Annotated in this window: 14 protein-coding genes and 1 other RNA gene; 5 read left to right on the top strand and 10 right to left on the bottom strand. The window is 67.2% G+C overall.

Annotated features, from left to right (window positions below; translation table 11 throughout):
- The first annotated feature begins 71 nt into the window (after positions 1-71).
- A complete protein-coding gene (locus IEV83_RS05845; RefSeq protein WP_181759286.1) occupies positions 72-1,898 on the top strand; it encodes a cation:proton antiporter in 1,827 nt (608 codons plus the stop codon).
- A gap of 75 nt (positions 1,899-1,973) precedes the next feature.
- On the top strand, positions 1,974-2,864 hold the full coding sequence (locus IEV83_RS05840; protein ID WP_181759285.1) for a 50S ribosomal protein L11 methyltransferase: 891 nt from the start codon (positions 1,974-1,976) through the stop codon (positions 2,862-2,864).
- 120 nt (positions 2,865-2,984) lie between these two features.
- Here IEV83_RS05840 and IEV83_RS05835 read toward each other — a convergent pair whose 3' ends face one another.
- Positions 2,985-3,209 (bottom strand): hypothetical protein, encoded by a 225-nt coding sequence (locus IEV83_RS05835; RefSeq protein ID WP_181759284.1) that lies wholly within the window; start codon positions 3,207-3,209, stop codon positions 2,985-2,987.
- 243 nt (positions 3,210-3,452) lie between these two features.
- Between IEV83_RS05835 and IEV83_RS05830 the strand changes: the two genes are divergently transcribed.
- Positions 3,453-5,267, top strand: a complete 1,815-nt coding sequence (locus IEV83_RS05830; RefSeq protein ID WP_181759283.1) for an aminopeptidase P family protein — start codon at positions 3,453-3,455, stop codon at positions 5,265-5,267.
- A gap of 52 nt (positions 5,268-5,319) precedes the next feature.
- Here the strand turns inward: IEV83_RS05830 and IEV83_RS05825 are convergent, their stop codons facing one another.
- The 5 genes from IEV83_RS05825 to IEV83_RS05805 form a co-directional block, all read right to left on the bottom strand.
- Complete coding sequence (locus IEV83_RS05825) at positions 5,320-5,622, bottom strand: AzlD family protein (protein WP_181759282.1); 303 nt, start codon at positions 5,620-5,622, stop codon at positions 5,320-5,322.
- Positions 5,619-6,350 carry an AzlC family ABC transporter permease gene (locus IEV83_RS05820; protein WP_181759281.1) on the bottom strand — a complete coding sequence of 244 codons (732 nt, stop codon included), beginning with the start codon at positions 6,348-6,350 and terminating at the stop codon, positions 5,619-5,621. The genes IEV83_RS05825 and IEV83_RS05820 overlap by 4 nt, the downstream gene beginning before the upstream one ends.
- Positions 6,351-6,416: 66 nt before the next feature.
- Positions 6,417-7,292, bottom strand: coding sequence for an AraC family transcriptional regulator (locus IEV83_RS05815; RefSeq protein ID WP_181759280.1), 876 nt, complete (start codon positions 7,290-7,292; stop codon positions 6,417-6,419).
- A gap of 84 nt (positions 7,293-7,376) precedes the next feature.
- Complete coding sequence (locus tag IEV83_RS05810) at positions 7,377-9,020, bottom strand: chloride channel protein (RefSeq protein WP_181759279.1); 1,644 nt, start codon at positions 9,018-9,020, stop codon at positions 7,377-7,379.
- Positions 9,021-9,198: 178 nt separating this feature from the next.
- Positions 9,199-9,693: a thioesterase family protein gene (locus tag IEV83_RS05805; protein ID WP_181759278.1), complete on the bottom strand. Its 495-nt coding sequence runs from the start codon at positions 9,691-9,693 to the stop codon at positions 9,199-9,201.
- 202 nt (positions 9,694-9,895) lie between these two features.
- On the opposite strand from IEV83_RS05805, the gene IEV83_RS05800 reads away from it, so the two are divergent.
- Positions 9,896-11,308, top strand: coding sequence for an FAD-binding oxidoreductase (locus IEV83_RS05800; RefSeq protein WP_181759277.1), 1,413 nt, complete (start codon positions 9,896-9,898; stop codon positions 11,306-11,308).
- Positions 11,309-11,354: 46 nt separating this feature from the next.
- Positions 11,355-15,233, top strand: a complete 3,879-nt coding sequence (locus IEV83_RS05795) for an AsmA family protein (RefSeq protein WP_308683728.1) — start codon at positions 11,355-11,357, stop codon at positions 15,231-15,233.
- 21 nt (positions 15,234-15,254) lie between these two features.
- Here IEV83_RS05795 and IEV83_RS05790 read toward each other — a convergent pair whose 3' ends face one another.
- The 4 genes from IEV83_RS05790 to ssrA form a co-directional block, all read right to left on the bottom strand.
- The gene (locus tag IEV83_RS05790; protein ID WP_181759275.1) at positions 15,255-15,500 is read right to left on the bottom strand and encodes a ribbon-helix-helix domain-containing protein; all 246 of its coding nucleotides are present in this window, start codon (positions 15,498-15,500) and stop codon (positions 15,255-15,257) included.
- Positions 15,501-15,511: 11 nt separating this feature from the next.
- Complete coding sequence (locus IEV83_RS05785; RefSeq protein WP_181759274.1) at positions 15,512-15,712, bottom strand: DUF4169 family protein; 201 nt, start codon at positions 15,710-15,712, stop codon at positions 15,512-15,514.
- 27 nt (positions 15,713-15,739) lie between these two features.
- On the bottom strand, positions 15,740-16,351 hold the full coding sequence (locus tag IEV83_RS05780) for an SspB family protein (protein WP_181759273.1): 612 nt from the start codon (positions 16,349-16,351) through the stop codon (positions 15,740-15,742).
- A 185-nt stretch (positions 16,352-16,536) separates the two neighbouring features.
- Positions 16,537-16,926, bottom strand: a transfer-messenger RNA (tmRNA) gene (ssrA, locus tag IEV83_RS05775).
- Between the last annotated feature and the right edge of the window lie 33 nt (positions 16,927-16,959).

Below are 16,959 nucleotides of genomic sequence, written 5' to 3'. Positions count from 1 at the left end.
TCTGTGCCAAGTGAAGGACGGGCGCGAGAACGCGCCTTGCGCGAAACAGCAGGGTATGGGGACCGTCCTTCATGGATCCAGTGGTGATCGGCGTTGCCGTGGTGGCAATGGCAGGCGTGGCCGCCCAGTGGCTCGCCTGGCGGTTTCAGCTTCCGGCGATCGTGCTTCTGCTGGTCGCCGGCGCTGTCGTCGGACCGATCAGTGGCATCATCGAGCCGACCGCTGAATTTGACACGCTGGTCAAGCCGGTGGTGGCCATCGCGGTGGCGATCATCCTGTTCGAAGGCGGACTGACCCTCAATTTTCACCAGATCTCGGAAACCTCCAAGGCTGTGCGGCGGCTGGTGGTGCTTGGCGCCCCGACTGCCTTTGTCCTTGGTGCGCTCAACGCCTACTACGTCGCCGGGCTGAGCCTGTGGCCGGCATTGGTGTTTGGTGGCATCCTGGTGGTGACCGGTCCGACCGTGATCATCCCCCTGCTGCGCCAGGCGCAACTGGCGAAACGTCCGGCCTCGCTGCTGCGCTGGGAGGCGATCCTTGCCGATCCGCTCGGCGCGCTGATTGCCGTCTTTGTCTATGAGACGTTTCTGGTCCTCTCCGGCCAGCACCATGTGGATACCTTGGTGCTGCGCATCGTGTTTGCCTTGGCGCTTGGCGCCGGCGGCGGCTGGCTGCTCGGCCGGGCGCTGGTCTGGGCCTTCGTGCGCGGCCATGTGCCGGAGTTCCTGAAAACCCCGCTGATCCTCGCCAGCGTGCTGGCCGCCTATGCCGGCTCCAATGTGGTGCTGGAGGAAAGCGGCTTGCTGACCGTCACCGTATTCGGTCTGGCGCTCGGCAATTCGCGGATCGCCTCGCTTGGCGAGGTGAAGCGCTTCAAGGAGATCATGACGATCCTCCTGGTCTCGGCGGTGTTCATCGTGCTCACCGCTTCGCTGAAACCTGAGGAACTGGTGTCGGCGCTGGAGCCGCGCACCCTGGCCTTTGTCGCGGTGTTGCTGCTGGTCGTGCGTCCGGCCTCGGTGTGGCTGTCGACGCTTGGCACCGGGCTCAGCGTCAATGAGCGGCTGCTGGTTGGCTGGATCGCGCCGCGCGGCGTGGTGGCGGTCGCCGTCTCCGGCCTGTTCGCCGGGCTCTTGGCAGCGCGCGGCATCGCCGATGGCGAGCGGTTGGTGCCGCTGGCCTTTGCGGTGGTGGTGGTGACCGTGGTCGCGCACGGCTTTTCGATCGGTCCGCTGGCGCGCCGTCTCGGCCTCTCCTCCGGCGGTGCCGGTGGGCTCTTCATCGTCGGCGCCAACCGCTTCACGGTGGCTCTGGCGGAAAAGCTGAAGAGCCTTGAGGTGCCGGTGCTGGTCGCTGACCGCAACTGGGGCCGGCTGCGCTCCGCCCGTCAGGCGGGGGTGGCGACCCACTACGGTGAGGTGCTGTCGGAAGTGGCCGAGCATACCCTGTCGCTGGGGTCTTACAGCCACTTGCTCGCGGCTTCAGACAATGACGACTACAACGCACTGGTCTGCACCAACTTCGGCCCTGAAATCGGCCGTTCGCAGGTGTTGCAGATCGGTCGGTCGGACGATGAGGCGGCGCACCAGCAACTGATGGTGACGCTCGGTGGCCGGCCGTTCCTGCCCGATGCGGGCGGGCTCTGGGCGCTGGAGACGAAGATTGCCCAGGGCTGGCGGATCAGCGCCACGGCGCTGCGCGAGGAGTTTGACTTCGCGGCGATGAAGGCCGCACGCGCGGAAGGCGCGTTCACGGTGCTGGTGGTGACCGGCGGTGGACGGCTCTTGGTCGGCCCGTTCGAGGAGGCGCGGACGCCGAAGCCGGGCGATACGGTGCTGAACATGGTGCCGCCGGAGGAGCCGCCCCGCGCTGCGCGCAATGGTGCCGTGCCGCAATAACTCAGGCCGGTGGCTGGCGCGCGGGCGCCAGAGGCGCTATAGGCGAGCCCGCGTTTCAAAAAGTCCGGAGCCTTCATGTCCACCATTCGCGTCCGTATCGTTGCCGAGGAAATCGAGGCCAAGCGCATCGCCGAGCTGCTCGCGCTCGACTTCGAGGACGAGGGCAATCCGGTGACCGTGTTCGAATCGAGCGCGGATGGCGTAGAGTGGACGGCGGAGATCCTTTTGTTCGACATGACGCCGGACGAGGCGGCGGCGCTGGTGCGCGACCGGCTCGGCGCCGATGCCTTCGCCGCGCCGGTGGAAGCGGTGGAGCTGGAGGACACCAACTGGGTGGCCAAGAGCCTGGAAGGCCTGTCACCGGTCAAGGCCGGCCGGTTCTTTGTCCATGGCGCGCATGACCGTGAGCGGCGGCCCTTCAACGGGGTGCCGCTGGAGATCGAGGCGGCGCTGGCCTTCGGCACCGGTCATCACGGCACCACCGCCGGCTGCCTGATCGAGCTGGACCGGCTGTTGTCGCGGCGGCGCTATTCGCGGATGCTCGATCTGGGCACCGGCACCGGCGTTCTGGCCATCGCCATGGCGCGGATGACCCGGCAGCAGGTGATGGCCAGCGACATCGACCCGGTGGCGGTGACGACCGCGCGAGAGAACGCGCGCCACAACCAGGCGGGCCCCTTGCTGCGCATGGTCACGGCAGCGGGCGTCGATCGCGGTGTTTTCGCCGAGCAGGGGCGGTTCGATCTGGTGGTCGCCAATATTCTGGCGCGGCCGTTGATGCAGATGGCGGCCGGGCTGTCGCGGCGGATGACACGCAAGGCGACGCTGATCCTCTCCGGCCTTCGGGTCGAGGACGGGCCGCGCATCCTGTTTGCCTATGGCACGCAAGGGTTCCATCTTGCCCGCCGGCAGGAGCGCGACGGCTGGTTGACGCTGACGCTGGTGCGGGGGCGGCGCGAGCCCTGAAGCCGGGGCGCTGTCGGCCGCTCCATCGGAAAGTTCTCAGGTCCAGATACGCAAAAAGCCAGGGCTCGGCCCTGGCTTTTGGTGCATTCCTGAAAGCCGATCCGGGGATCGGCCGTTCAATCAGAAAATGCTGGTCAGCGCGCCCTGACGCTCAAGCTCGTTGCGATCGTAGCCGTAGGCGGCAAGGGTCGCATCGTCGAGCGAGAGAAGGTAGCCGTTGACGTAGCGGCGAGCCTGACGCTCACGGGCGGAAACCATCGAGTCGAATGCCTTGCGGACGAAGCTCTTGGAGGAGCTGCGCGAGGCGCCGGCAATGGCGGTAGAGGTGGTGGTGGCAATGGCCATGGTCTTTACTCCGGTGCTTGGGTTCGAAGGAAAGTCTGTCTTCCCTCAACCTGTTGAAGCGGAATATGGGCACATCGAGCCATGCGGAAAAGCGCAATAAGCGCATGGCAGTGCTGCGATTGCTGCATGTGCGAATTCATCGTTTTGCAATGCAACATATTCATGCCGTAATTTGCGCAAGCTTCCGCCTGAAAGCGACAAAACGGCTTTTCCCGAACCGGGTTTGCCGCTAGCGTTCGGCGCATGTTTCAGTCCTTCGACAGCACAGTCGACCCGTCCGTCGGTTCCGCGCGTTGCGCGGCATTGCGGCAAGAACTGGCCCGGCTCGGGCTTGATGGTTTCCTCGTGCCGCGCGGCGATGCCCATCAGGGCGAATATGTCCCGCCGGCGGACAGCCGTCTGGAGTGGCTGACCGGGTTCGCCGGCTCGGCCGGCATGGCGGTGGTGCTGGCGGATGAGGCCGCCATCTTTGTCGATGGCCGCTACACCATTCAGGTGCGCGAGCAGGTCGACACCAGCGTCTTTGCGCCCATGCATCTCATCGAAACGCCGCCGGCGGAGTGGCTGGAAGGCGCTCTGAAGCCCGGCCAGCGGCTGGGCTTCGATCCGATGCTGCACACGGTCGCCGCCACGCGCCGCCTGCAGACGGCCTGCAAGGCGGCCGGTGCGGAACTGGTGGCCGTTGCCGCCAATCCGGTCGATACGGTCTGGACCGACCGACCGGAGCCGCCACTGGGCGCGGTGACCCTGCATCCGGAGACCTTCGCCGGCGAGCCGGCCAAGGCGAAGATCGCGCGGATCGCCGGGGAGGTGGCCCGCGCCCAGGCCGATGCGCTGGTGATGACCCAGCCGGATGCAATTGCCTGGCTGTTCAACATTCGCGGCGCCGACGTGCCGCATGTGCCGCTGCCGCTGTCCTTCGCGGTGCTCGGCGCCAATGAGACCGCGCGGATCTTCATTGACGGTCGCAAGCTGTCGAACGCGGTGCGCGACGACCTGTCCAAGCTGGCCGACATCCACGAGCCGGCGGAGTTGCTGCCCGCTCTTACCGCACTTGGCAAGACCGGTGCGCGGGTGATGCTCGACCCGGACTGGGCCGGCGCGGCGCTTGAGACGGCAATTACCGGCGCTGGTGGCAGCATCGTGGAAGGGCCGGATCCGGTGGTGCGGGCCAAGGCGGTGAAGAACGCCGCCGAGCTTGAAGGCGCACGCCAGGCGCATCTGCGCGACGGAGCGGCCTTTGCCGCGTTCCTCGCCTGGTTCGATACGGCCATCGCCGCCGGACCGCTCGACGAGATCACTGTGGCGGAGCGGCTTGAGGCCTTCCGGGCCGACACCGGCAAGCTGAAGGATATTTCCTTCGATACGATTTCCGCCGCCGGACCGAACGCGGCGATCTGTCACTACCGGGTCGACCGGCACAGCAACCTGACCATTCCGCAAGACAGCCTGTTCCTGATCGATTCCGGTGCCCAGTATGAAGATGGCACCACCGACATCACCCGCACCCTTGCCGTGGGCGATGTGGCGGAGGAGGCGCGGCGCCACTTCACGCTGGTGCTGAAGGGGCATATCGGCATTGCCACGGCGCGGTTCCCCATTGGTACCAGCGGGGCGCAGATCGACGCGCTGGCGCGGTTGCCGCTGTGGCAGGCCGGGCTCGACTTCGACCATGGCACCGGCCACGGGGTCGGCTCCTATCTGTCCGTGCATGAGGGGCCGCAACGTCTCGCCAAGACCGGCCATGTGCCGTTGCAGCCGGGGATGATCGTCTCCAACGAGCCGGGCTATTACCGCACCGATGGCTATGGCATCCGCATCGAGAATCTGGAGATCGTCACGCCGGCCCGGGAGATCGCCGGCGGCGACCGGCCGATGCTCGGGTTCGAAACCCTGACGCTGGCGCCGATCGACCGGCGGCTGGTGGTGCTGGAGCTGCTCAGCCCGGCGGAGCGGGACTGGCTCAATGCCTATCATCACCGGGTGCTGGCGGAGATCGGCCCGCTGGTTTCCGAAGACGTGCGCGGCTGGCTGGAGCAGGCGACCGCACCGCTTTGAGGCCTTTGGAGTTGACGGCGCGGCGGATCTTCGCCGCGCCTTCGCCTCGGCGTCAGCCCAGCATCGCGCGGAACAGGGCGGCCGCAGTGACCCCAAGCGCCACCACGGCAAGCATCGGCAGGCGCAGGGCGGCGATGGCGGCGACCCCGGCAGCCAGGGTTTCCGCCGGTCCGGTGGCCAATGCCGCTGGGGTGATCACCGCCATCAGCACGGCGGCGGGCACCGCGTCGAGCGCGGTGGCAAGGCGCCGGGGCAGGGTGACCCGCGACATCAGGAACAGGCCGGAAATGCGGGTCAGGTAGGTGACCACCGCCATGCCGAGAATGGCAAGCAAGGTGAAGGGATCGACGGTCATTGGCCTGGCGCTCCCGTCTCATCTGTCTCCGTCGCGGTGACATAGGCGACCAGCACGCCAGCCAGCGCGCCGGCGATCACATACCAGGCACCGCCGAGGGTGAGGTAGGTGCCGGTCGCGGCCAGGGCGCTGGCGGCCAGCACGGCCCCGGTCCGCGGGCCTTTCCAGAAGCTCATGATCAGCGCGATGAAAAGAGCCGGGAAGGCGAAGTCGAGCCCGAAGCGGGTGGTATCGCCGAGCACTGTGCCGGTGATCGCACCGGCCGTCGCGGCGATCACCCAGTTCAGATAGAACGGGATGACCATGCCGGCATACCAGGCCGGTGTCAGCACCCGCGTTGCCGCGCGCTGTTCCGCCAGCGCCCAGATCTCGTCCGTCAGCACGAAGAAGCCGAGCGCCCGTTGCCAGGGGCGAAAACCGCGCGCGACCTTCGGGGCGAGCGAGGCGCTCATCAGCACATGGCGCAGATTGACCAGCAGGGCGGAGACGGTCAGCGTTAGCCAGGGCGCCGGATGGGTCCAGATTTCCAGGGCGACGAACTGGGCGCCGCCGGCAAAGACGCCGGCACTCATCAAAAACACCTCTAGCGGCGACAGGCCTTTCTGGGCGGAAAGCGCGCCGAAGATCAGTCCGATGGGCAGGGCGGCAATGATCATCGGCACGATGGTGATCATGCCATCGCGGAACTCATCGGCCGGTGCGGCGGGAAATTTCGGGGAAACGGTCATGAAAGCATCCGAAAACAGAGCCATGGCCAGCCTGAGGACCGGGCGGCGGAAAACAAACGCGAGAGGTTAGCTGTGTGTCGTGGGACGCTGGCCGCGATAAACGGCCGGGGTCACGCCGGTGCGGGCCTTGAAGGCGCGGGTCAGGTGGCTCTGGTCGGCAAAGCCGCAAGCAAGGGCCACATCGAGCGGGCGCGCCCCCGCCTCCAGCGCGCGGCGCGCTGCGCGCACGCGCAGATCGGTCAGAAAGGCATGGGGCGTCTGGCCGCAACTGCGCTTGAACGAGCGGATCAGATGGGCGCGGCTGAGGTTCGCCACCTGCGCCAGCGTTTCCAGATCGACGTTCTCCGCATAGTGAGCGGCAAGATAGTCGCGCACCCGGCCGATCGGTCCCGGCTCGCGGGTGCCGGTGGCCGGCCCGGGCAGGTCGGCATAGCGGATCAGCAACCGCGCCAGCACGGTGTACATGCGCTCGTCGCTCTCCAGCGCCCGGCCTTCCGCCTGCATCGCCTGGTGGGCGGCGATCAGCGCGCGGGCCATCAGCGGGTCATGGGCGGAGGGGGTGCGAAAGGTCGGCGTGCCGCCGCGTGTCCGGCCGGTGAGATCCTGCTGGATCGCCCGCAGCAGGCCGACGCTCGGGTAGGTCATGCGGTAGCGGTAGCCGCTGTCGCAAGGGGCGCCGTCATGCAGCACGTCCGGGTTGAGCATGTAGAGATCGCCCGGCCCGCAGTGGGCACGGGTACCGCGAATGGCATGGGCCTGAACCCCCGCCTCCATGGCGCCGACCACATAGGTTTCATGGGTGTGCGGGGTGAAGGCATGGGTGACGAAGGTGGCGGCCAGGCACTCCAGATTGTCGAAGCCGGGTGCGCGCCAGAAATGGGCCCTGTCGCGTGCGCCAAGCGCCGTGCCGTCCGTTGCGGTGGATTGGGTGATGCCGTGCATGAGAAGAGTTTATCGCGGCCCGGACCGGGTTTCTTGAACAAAATTGCTCACTCGTCACGGAAGGCGCGGCTGTGACAGCCCCGCTCAGCGGTGCTCCTCGACTTGCGCGTTGATTAGCTCGGAATTGAAGAAGCGCAAGGCGCGTACATGGGTGGCGTAGCCGATGATCCGTGTCGGATCGGCCTGATCCAGAACCGGCAGGCGGGCGGTGCCACTCTCATCGAAGGTCTTGAGCGCCGCTTCCAGCGTATCGGTTGCCTTCAGCGACGGGGCGCCGCTGTCCGGATCGAACGGGGGCGGGGGCGCCTCCGGCGAGACCGGTTCGAGGAAGTCGGAGACATGGACGATGCGCACCAGCCATTTGTGTGCGCCTTCCTGCAGCATCACCCCGCGCATTTCCAGTTGCCAGTGGAAGTAGGAACGGCCGTGCACCGCCTGGGTCAGGCCGGTGGCGATGGAAACGGCGATCAAAAGGGCAATCGACAGGGCATAGCCGCCGGTCAGCTCGAAGACGATCATGGTGGTGGAGAAGGGCGCGCCGAGCACGGCGGCGGCGACCGCGCCCATGCCGAGAATGGCGTAGAGCCCGTGCGAGGAGGCAAGCTCGGGAAAGACCGAGGCGGCGATCAGGCCGAAGGCGCCGCCGCACATGGCGCCAAGATAAAGGGCGGGGGAGAAGATGCCGCCGCCGAAGCGCGAGGCCAGGGTGATGGAGGTGGCGGCGGTCTTGGCGACCAGAAGCGCCAGCATGGTGGTCAGCGGCAACTGGGTCTTCAGCGCCGCGTCGGTCGCCTCGTAGCCGACGCCGAGAACTTCCGGGAAAAGCAGGGCGATTGCGCCGACGGCAAGACCGCCGGTCACCGGCCGGATCCACAGCGGCATGGAAATGTTGCGGGCGATCCAGTCCGTTCCGATCAGTGCGAACTGGAAGATGACGGCCACGGCGGCGCAGGTCAGACCCAGCAGGGCGAAGGCCGGCACCTCCAGCAGCGAGGTGATCTGGTAATCGGGGATGACGAAGGCGACGTCCGTGCCGAACCACAGGCGCGCCAGCAGCGTGCCCATCACCGAGGAAATGACGATGGGGACGAAGGCGGTCATCGCGTAGTGGCCGAGAATCACCTCATGGGCGAACAGAACCCCGGCGATCGGTGCGTTGAACGAAGCGGAGACGGCGCTGGCGACCCCGCAGGCAAGCAGGATGCGGCGAGCGGCGTTGGGCAGGCGGAAGGTCTGGCAGATCGCCGTGCCGATGGTGGCGCCGAGGTGAACCACCGGGCCTTCACGGCCGGCACTGGCGCCGCAGCCGAGCGACATCACGGTCAGCCAGGCGGAGGAAATGCCCTGCCAGAGCGGGAGGCCGCGCCCGCCTTGCGCCCGGGCCTCGATCACATCGGCAACGCCGCCGGCGCGCTGCTTGGGCTGGATCAGTTGCAGATAAAGACCGACGACGAGGCCGCCGGCGGTCGGCGCCAGCAACACCATCCACCAGGGAATATGCGCGGTGGCACTGGCAACCGCTTCGCTGGCCGTGCCGAGCCAGGTCCACTGCACCGCGCCGATGCCGAGGCGAAACAGGATCGCGGCAACGGCGGTCAAAAGGCCGATGATGATCGACAGCAGCCAGACCAGCGGCAGCCGGGTGGTGCGAAACAGCCGGAAATTGGGTTCGATCCACCGGCTGACGATGGCCGGAAGACGTTTGAACTGGGCAAGGAGCTGCCGCATGGGTCGCTGGTCCGTGTCGTGCACGTCGGGCTTCGGCCTGGGCCGGAAGCAGGATGTCGATAGGCAGGGTGGAAGGACGGTCTACCGGGCCACGGGGGAATCATCCCGTGAAACCGCTGCGTTGGCAACGCGCTGAGGGTTGCCGGCGGCAACGTCCATGGCCCATGTGCAGGAATTGTCAGCCTGATGGCAGGGCGATCCGCCGTCCGGACCGCGCCGGTTGGCCAAGCTCCGCATGCGCCTTGTGGGCCTCGGCGAGCCGGGTAGCGATGTCTTCCGGCCAGGGCGACACTTTGCGCGCCCCCATGTCCACGTGAAGAGCCATCTGTTCGGAGGTGGCGGACAAGAACCCGTCCTCCGCGTGGTGGAGCTCCTGATAGATGTGCACGCGCTTGTCGTCGAAGCCGAGGATCCGCACGGTGGTGCGTACCGGATCGCCTTCCTTCAGCTCGCGCAGGTAGCACACATGCACCTCGGCGGTGAAATAGGAGGCGTTGCGGCTGGCCACATAGTCCGGGCCGAGGCCGAGAAGGGTGCAGGTCTCGTCCAGCGCGGTGTCGAACAGCACGTTGTAGTAGGCCATGTTGAGGTGGCCGTTGTAGTCGAGCCACTCCCGCTTCACGGTCTGGATGGAGCTTTCGAAGGGAGCGGGAAGCACTGTCTGGTCCGGCATGGAAGGAACTCGTTCGGAAGGGGCGGGACGGGGACGGGTGGCATGTGCGGCGGAAATCGCGCCGATGTGCCGAAGTCTTTGGCCGCGATGGCGGATTTTGCTACTGTGCATACAACCCTAGTCCGGCTGCGGCGGCAAACGCAAACGTCCTTGCCGTTTGGCTGGCGCCGGATTGCACGGACATTCGTTCCAGGAGCGCCTCATGACCCTCGTATCCCTGCAAATGCCGGTGGAGCGCAACGAAACCGGCATCGAACTGGCGGTGGCGATCCTCGCCCAGCGGTTCGGAGACCGGTTCTCAGCGGCTGCGGCGCTGCGCGAGCAGCATGGCCACACCACCACCTGGCTGCCGAATCAGGCGCCCGACGGGGTGGTGTTCGCCGAGAGCACCGAGGAAGTGGCCGAGGTGGTGAAGGTCTGCGCCGAGCACAAGGTGCCGGTGATCGCCTTCGGCACCGGCTCGTCGCTGGAGGGCCACGTCAACGCGCCGGCCGGCGGCATCTCGGTCGACATGTCACGGATGAACCGGGTGCTGCAGGTCAATGCCGAAGATCTCGACTGCGTGGTCGAGGCCGGGGTGACGCGCAAGCAGCTCAACGAATACCTGCGCGACACCGGCCTGTTCTTCCCGATCGACCCGGGCGCCGATGCCAGCCTCGGCGGCATGGCGGCGACCCGCGCTTCTGGCACCAACGCGGTGCGCTACGGCACCATGAAGGATGCGGTGCTGGCGCTGACGGTGGTGATGGCCGACGGCACGGTGGTGCATACCGGCGGCCGGGCGCGCAAATCCTCCGCCGGTTACGATCTCACCCGGTTGATGGTCGGCTCGGAAGGCACCCTCGGGATCATCACCGAGGTCACCTTGCGCCTGCATGGCATTCCCGAGGCGGTTTCCGGCGGCGTTTGCCCCTTCCCGGATCTGGAAAGCGCCTGCAACACGGTGATCACCACCATCCAGTGCGGGCTGCCGGTGGCGCGGATCGAGTTGCTCGACGCGCTGCAGATCCGCGCCTGCAACGCCTATTCGAAGCTCGATCTGGTCGAAACGCCGACCCTGTTCGTCGAGTTTCACGGCTCGGAGGCCGGGGTGCGTGAACAGAGCGAATTGTTCGGCGAGATCGCCAGGGACAATGGCGGCGGCGAGTTCACCTGGGCGACCAAGGCGGAAGAGCGCAGCCGGCTGTGGAGCGCGCGTCACGACGCCTATTGGGCGGCGCTGGGGCTTCGGCCCGGGGCCAAGGGGGTCTCGACCGATGTCTGCGTGCCGATTTCCCGGCTGGCCGATTGCATCAAGGCCACCATGGCCGATCTCAACGAGGCCGGTCTGATCGGCCCGCTGGTCGGCCATGTGGGCGACGGCAACTTTCATACGCTTGTGCTGGTGGATGTGGACAATCCGCAGGAAATCGCTGCGGCCGAAGGGTTCATCGAGCGGCTCAACTGGCGGGCGATCGAGATGGGCGGCACCTGCACCGGCGAACATGGCGTCGGCCAGGGCAAGATGAAATACCTGACGCGCGAGCATGGCGCCGGCCTCGATGTCATGCGAGCGGTGAAGGCGGCGCTCGACCCGGACGGGATCCTCAACCCGGGCAAGGTCGTGCCGATGTGAGACACCGGCGGTCGCCAATTGCGGGCACGGTCAATTCTGGAGAGAGATCCTGAACTCGATCTACATCACCATTGGTGTCGCGTTGATCCTGGCGCTGCTGGCGGCGCTGGTCGGGCCGTTCTTCATCGACTGGACCGCCTATCGCACCACCTTCGAGACCTACGGCGAGCAGATGCTCGGCCACAAGGTGGCGGTGATGGGCGAGGCGCAGATGCGCCTGTTGCCGACGCCGACGCTGACCTTCTCCGATGTCAGGGTGGGTGCGCCGGAAGATCCGCTGTTGGCGGTGTCGCGTTTCGAGGTGCGGATCGAGCTGCCGCCGCTCCTCAAGGGTGAATTGCGCATCATCGACATGCATCTGGACAAGCCGGAGCTCACGCTGTCGCTGGATGAGCAGGGGCGGCTGGACTGGTTTACCGGGTTGGAGCGTCAGAGCATGCTGTCCTCGCTCGATCCGGATCAGGTGATGCTGGAACAGGTGGACATCACCGATGGCAGTGTGACGGTGATCGATGCCCGCTCCGGCCGCAGCCACCAGGTCGATGATATCGACATTCTGGTGGCGGCGCGCTCTCTGCTCGGCCCCTACAAGATCGATGGCACCGCCCGGTTCGCCGGCGAGCGGGCCACGGTGATGATGGCGACCGGCCGGCGGGACGAGACGGGGGCGGTGCGGCTGCGCACCCGGCTGACGCCGATTGCCGTGCCGCTCGATCTGATCATGGATGGACGGCTGAGCCAGGATGGGGGGCGTCCGGCTTATGAAGGCAGCTATTCCCTGACCTCGGTGACGCCGGAGGAGGAGCGGACGCACGCTTGGAAGAGCGAGGGGACCTTCACGCTCGATGTCGCCGCGCTGGACCTGACCGAAGCCTCCTTGCGCTACGGCCCGCAAGAGCGGCCGATGACCCTGGAAGGGCGGCTGGAGGTGGCCCTGACCGCGCCTTATGGCTTCGATTTGCAGGCGCGGGCCAAGCAGGTCGACCTTGACCGCATGGCCGGGCGCGGGCCGCAGGAGCCGCTGGCGGTGCCGGAGGCCGGTCAGCTCTTGCTGTCCGCCCTGCGCGCCCTGCCGCATCCTTCGATCCCGGGCCGCGTGCGGCTCGATGTGCCGGCGCTGGTCGCTGGCGGCGGTCTTGCCCAGACCCTGCGGATCGACGCGGAGCGGCTGGCCAGCGGCTGGCGGCTGCGGGAGCTGTCGGGCCGGCTGCCGGGCCGAAGCGAGGTGCTGTTGCGCGGCGATCTGGAATTGCAGCCGGCGCCGGCCTTCCGCGGCAGCTTTGCCGCCGCGGTGGCGCAGCCCAATGGTTTTGCCGACTGGTGGCGCCACGGAGTGGCGCTCGATGCCGCCGTCGATCCCTTTGCGCTGGAAAGCCGGATCTCGGCCTCCGAAGCCGGTTTCGCGCTGACCGATTTGACGGTCGAGCTGGGCGAGGATGCGCTGCGGGGCGCGGTCTCCTATACGGCGGCTGACACGGGCGCAACGGCCAAAGGGGCGGCGAGGCTGGAGGCCGATTTCGATGCAGATCGGCTGAACACGGATCAGGTGGTGCTGCTCGCCCGGGTGTTCCTGGGCGGTGAGGACGGCATTCTGGAGAGCTTGCGCGGTGCGGCAACGCAGTTCGCGCTGCGCCTGTTCGCGCAGGAAGTCCGGATCCAGGACTTCACCGCGAAGGCGGTGGCGCTGAGGGCTGCCTATGAGGATGATCGGCTGACGATTGACGAATTGACGGTCTCTGATCTTGCCGGTGCGAACCTCACCGCCAGCGGTGCGGTGGAGGCTCTGTCGCAGGCGCCCTCCGGCCAGATCAAGGCAACCGTGGACGCGCGGCGGATGTCCGGCGTGGCCGCCCTCCTCGAAACCCTCTTCCCCGAGGCGCGCGCCTTGCGCCGCTTCACCCGCCGGGCGGCGGAGTTCTCCCCGGCGAAGCTGGAGCTGGATTTCACCGGGGAGGCGAGCGGCAGCGGTGGCGGTGCACAGTCGCGGGTGACATTGACCGCGCGCGGTGATGCGGGCGGTACCGAGGTCGATGTCAGCGCCGGGCTGACCGGACGGATCGACCGCTGGGACGAGGCGAAGGCGGATTTCGAGGCCGGGTTCACGGCGGCCGATGGTGGCCGGCTGCTCGCCCAGACCGGGGTGACGGTGCTGCCGGTTGCCAGCCTCGGCGAGGCACGGCTGGAATTGGGCGCCGGCGGCATCCCCGAAGACGGGCTCGACGGCTATGCTCGGCTCTATCTCGGCGGGGCTTCGCTGGAGGCGGTGGGCCGTGTTGTCTTGCCCCGGGCGGGCGCCGCGCGCTACAGCGCCGACGTGATCGCCCGGGCGGAGGATCTGTTGCCGCTGACGCTGGTGACCGGCCGGTTGCCCTCGCTGTCGAGCAGCGCCGGGACGGTCGATCTTGCCATGAGCCTGAAGGGCGCGGGCGATACCTTTGAGCTGACCGGGATCGGCGGATCGCTGGCTGGTGTGCGGGTCGATGGCGCGTTGCAACTCGACCTGCGCCGGGGTGTTTCCAGCGCCGAGCCGAGAGTGCGGGGGCGGCTCGACCTGTCGGATCTGGATCTTGCCGGCCTCAGCGACCTGGTGCTTGGCGCGGATCAATTCTCCGCTGCCACAAGCGGAGCCTGGCCGGAGGCGGCGTTCACCGCGCCGATCCTGCCGGCGGTCGATGTCGCGGTCGACGTCACCGCAGTGGCCGCCGATTTGGGCGTTGGACCGGAGGCCTCACAGCTGGTCGGGCGCCTGTCGCTGAAGAACGAGGCGCTGACGCTGGATGTCAGCGAGGCCGGTTTCGCTGGTGGCCAGTTGACCGGCAGCTATGGGCTGACCCGCTCTGGCGGACAGGCCGGCCTTTCGGCCTCCTTGCGGCTGGACGGGGCGGCGCTGGAGGATCTGATCTGGCGGCGTGGCGGGCGTCCGGTGGCGACCGGTCGGTTCGATCTGGCACTCGACCTTGAAGGCACCGGACGGTCGGTTGCCGGGATTGTCGCCAGCCTGTCGGGGGGCGGCACGGTGAAGGTCGGCGCCGGCGAGATCCGGGGGCTCAATCCGGAGGCCTTCGGGCTGGTGATCCGGGCGGTGGACGCGGGGCTCGATGTGGATGACGCGACCGTGCGCGAGGCCTTCGCCAGCCATCTCGATACCGGGCGGCTCAGGTTCGACACGCTGGAGGCCAGCTTCTCCGTGGCCGGCGGCGTGGCGCGGGTCAGCAACGTCACCCTCGACAATGCCGACGGCGATACTGGCGCCAGTGTCTTTGGCAGCGCTCAGGTCGATCTGGAGGAGAAGACCCTGCAAAGCGACTTCGCGCTCAAGGTGGAAGCGGGCGAGGAAGCGGTGACCGGGGCGGAGCCGGAGGTCGGGCTGGTGTTCTCCGGCGATCTGGCCGCGCCGTCGCGGACCATCGACATCACCCCCTTCACCGCCTTCCTGACCTTGCGCGCCTTCGAACAGGAGGTGCGGCGGGTGGAGGAGTTGCAGGCGGAAATCACCGAGCGGGACCGGTTGATGCGCGAGATGCGGCGCGCCCGGGAGGAAAAGCGGCGGCGCGAGCGGGAAGAGGCGGAGGCGAAAGCTGAGGCAGAGGCGAAAGCGAGGGCGGTGCCTCAGCCAGCGGACCGCGACGCGGAGCAAGCCGTGCCGCCAGCAGACGCCGACGCTGCGGTGGAGACGGAAAAGCCCGAGGCGCGGCAACCGGAGGCGGGCGCGGCGCCACGGCTGCCGCCCAAGCCGATCGCCGCCGATCGTGGGCGCGCGCCGACCACCCCGCGGCAACCAGATTTCGGTAATCGGATCCGCCGGGCGCTTGAAGCGGTCGACGGTGCGGCAAGTGCCCGGCCTGATCCGAATACGGGTCAGCCGCCGCAATTGCTGCCGCCACTGGAGCCACCGGTGTTCATCGACGTGACGCCGGATCGCTGAAACCGGTTCTGTCGCGTGAGGTCAGGGTGCCGGGTCGCTGCGATTTTTTCGGAAGTGATTGAGCGCGGCGACGCGCAAGGCCGAGGAGAGCGAGGGCGGCAGGGTCGCCGGGTCGAGCTGGCGGCCATCGTCGATCCGCGCCACCAGCATCGGCAGGCTGATCCGCTCGCTTGCGGCGATGTCTTCCAGCGCCGACCAGAACTCCGGCTCAAGCGCCAGGCTGGTGCGATGGCCATGCAAGGTCAGGGAACGTTTGCTGAGGGACATATGGGGTGCCCTCAGGCCTCGTCGGGTGCGTCCGGGCGTTCGCGGCGCAGCCCGTCGAGCCGGGCGGTGGCCCGGCCCTCTTCCAGTGCGTCGCGGGCGCGTTCGGCCCTGGTGCGGCCGAAGCGGGTGCGGTTTTCCGCAGCCTTCGCGGTCTTCTCCGCCCGCTTGCGGGTCTTGCGAGCCTGCCGAAGATTGACAATGTCACCTGTCATCCCGCCGCTCCTAGCCGACCCGTCTGATCAGGTCTTCTTGCGGAAAGCGTCGAGCGAGACCACATCGGCGCCGCTGGTGTCGCTTTTTTCCGCGCCGTCGTCCGTGTCCGCCGCGTTTTCCGACTTGGTGGCCTTGCTGGCCTTGGCTGGCGTGGCCGGTTCGGCGGCGGTATCGGCCTCCGCCTCCGTGGTTGTCGCCTGCTCGACCTCGGTCAGGGTCGCCTCGGCACGGGCCTGGGCGCGGGCCGCATCGACCAGATCCTCGGGCAGCTCCTCGGCGGTCTTGCCGGGCTCGAATTCCAGCGCGAACTGCACGGAAGGGTCAAAGAAGCCCTTGATCGAGGAGAATGGCACGAACAGCTTTTCCGGGATGCCGCCGAAGGACAGGCCCACTTCAAAGGCGTGCTCGGTGACGTTGAGGTCCCAGAACTGATGCTGAAGCACCACTGTCATTTCCTTCGGGTACCGCTCGTGAAGGCGCGAGGAGATCCGCACGCCCGGGGCATTGGTATCGAAGGCAATGTAGAAATGGTGCTCGCCGGGCAAGCCGATCCGGGCGACCTCGGTGAGGATCTTCCGGACGGCGCCGCGCAGCGCGTCCTGAATGACGATATCGTATCGGATGAGATCTTCGGCCATCGCTCGCAACTGCCGGGGGTTGAGTCGGTGTTTCGCCAAACATGGCGCGACATGGGGCAAATGAAAAGGCTTCGATCACGCCTTTGCCGGTCTTCCGGGTTGGCGCACCGGCGACCTCAGTGTGATTTTGGGTGAAGTTCCTGAATTTTCATGGGTTTCACCGGTCCGGCACGCCGGAGGAAAGAAGTGGAGGCTTCTGTTGCCAGGTGCCTCCGGACCCCGCCTGAAGGGGCTAACCAACAGGACTTAAAGGACTACCGGCACCGCATTACGCGGCGACAGCGTTGTCCATAGCAGTGTTGTCATTTGCAACTACTGATTCGGCCCGATAACGGCGGTACCATGCCGAACGAAGAAATTACCTTTACACCCTCGTCGATCCTATTTCGCCCCCGCCAAAACCCGCCATTCCGGGCTATCCGCCCTGGCAACACGCCATGACATGACGGGCTTTGGTGGAGGCGCCGGGTACCGCCCCCGGGTCCGATAGGCTTATTACGTAACTCGTTTATCGTCATAGCCAGCTTGCACCGGCACTACGCAATATAAGGACTTGTCGGGGCGGAGAAAAGGGGCGGCGTGACGAATTTCCATCACCCGGGGTGCCG

The organism is Stappia taiwanensis (genome assembly GCF_014635285.1).
GTDB classification, from domain to species: domain Bacteria; phylum Pseudomonadota; class Alphaproteobacteria; order Rhizobiales; family Stappiaceae; genus Stappia; species Stappia taiwanensis.
Note: the sequence above shows the minus strand (reverse complement) of the source record. Positions and strands in the feature narration are given on the sequence as shown.

Bases quoted from the DNA above. Each gene is read 5' to 3' on its own strand.
- IEV83_RS05845 (WP_181759286.1), top strand. From the start codon at position 72: ATGGATCCAGTGGTGATCGGCGTTGCCGTGGTGGCAATGGCAGGCGTG.
- IEV83_RS05840 (WP_181759285.1), top strand. From the start codon at position 1,974: ATGTCCACCATTCGCGTCCGTATCGTTGCCGAGGAAATCGAGGCCAAG.
- IEV83_RS05835 (WP_181759284.1), bottom strand. From the start codon at position 3,209: ATGGCCATTGCCACCACCACCTCTACCGCCATTGCCGGCGCCTCGCGC.
- IEV83_RS05830 (WP_181759283.1), top strand. From the start codon at position 3,453: ATGTTTCAGTCCTTCGACAGCACAGTCGACCCGTCCGTCGGTTCCGCG.
- IEV83_RS05825 (WP_181759282.1), bottom strand. From the start codon at position 5,622: ATGACCGTCGATCCCTTCACCTTGCTTGCCATTCTCGGCATGGCGGTG.
- IEV83_RS05820 (WP_181759281.1), bottom strand. From the start codon at position 6,350: ATGACCGTTTCCCCGAAATTTCCCGCCGCACCGGCCGATGAGTTCCGC.
- IEV83_RS05815 (WP_181759280.1), bottom strand. From the start codon at position 7,292: ATGCACGGCATCACCCAATCCACCGCAACGGACGGCACGGCGCTTGGC.
- IEV83_RS05810 (WP_181759279.1), bottom strand. From the start codon at position 9,020: ATGCGGCAGCTCCTTGCCCAGTTCAAACGTCTTCCGGCCATCGTCAGC.
- IEV83_RS05805 (WP_181759278.1), bottom strand. From the start codon at position 9,693: ATGCCGGACCAGACAGTGCTTCCCGCTCCCTTCGAAAGCTCCATCCAG.
- IEV83_RS05800 (WP_181759277.1), top strand. From the start codon at position 9,896: ATGACCCTCGTATCCCTGCAAATGCCGGTGGAGCGCAACGAAACCGGC.
- IEV83_RS05790 (WP_181759275.1), bottom strand. From the start codon at position 15,500: ATGTCCCTCAGCAAACGTTCCCTGACCTTGCATGGCCATCGCACCAGC.
- IEV83_RS05785 (WP_181759274.1), bottom strand. From the start codon at position 15,712: ATGACAGGTGACATTGTCAATCTTCGGCAGGCTCGCAAGACCCGCAAG.
- IEV83_RS05780 (WP_181759273.1), bottom strand. From the start codon at position 16,351: ATGGCCGAAGATCTCATCCGATACGATATCGTCATTCAGGACGCGCTG.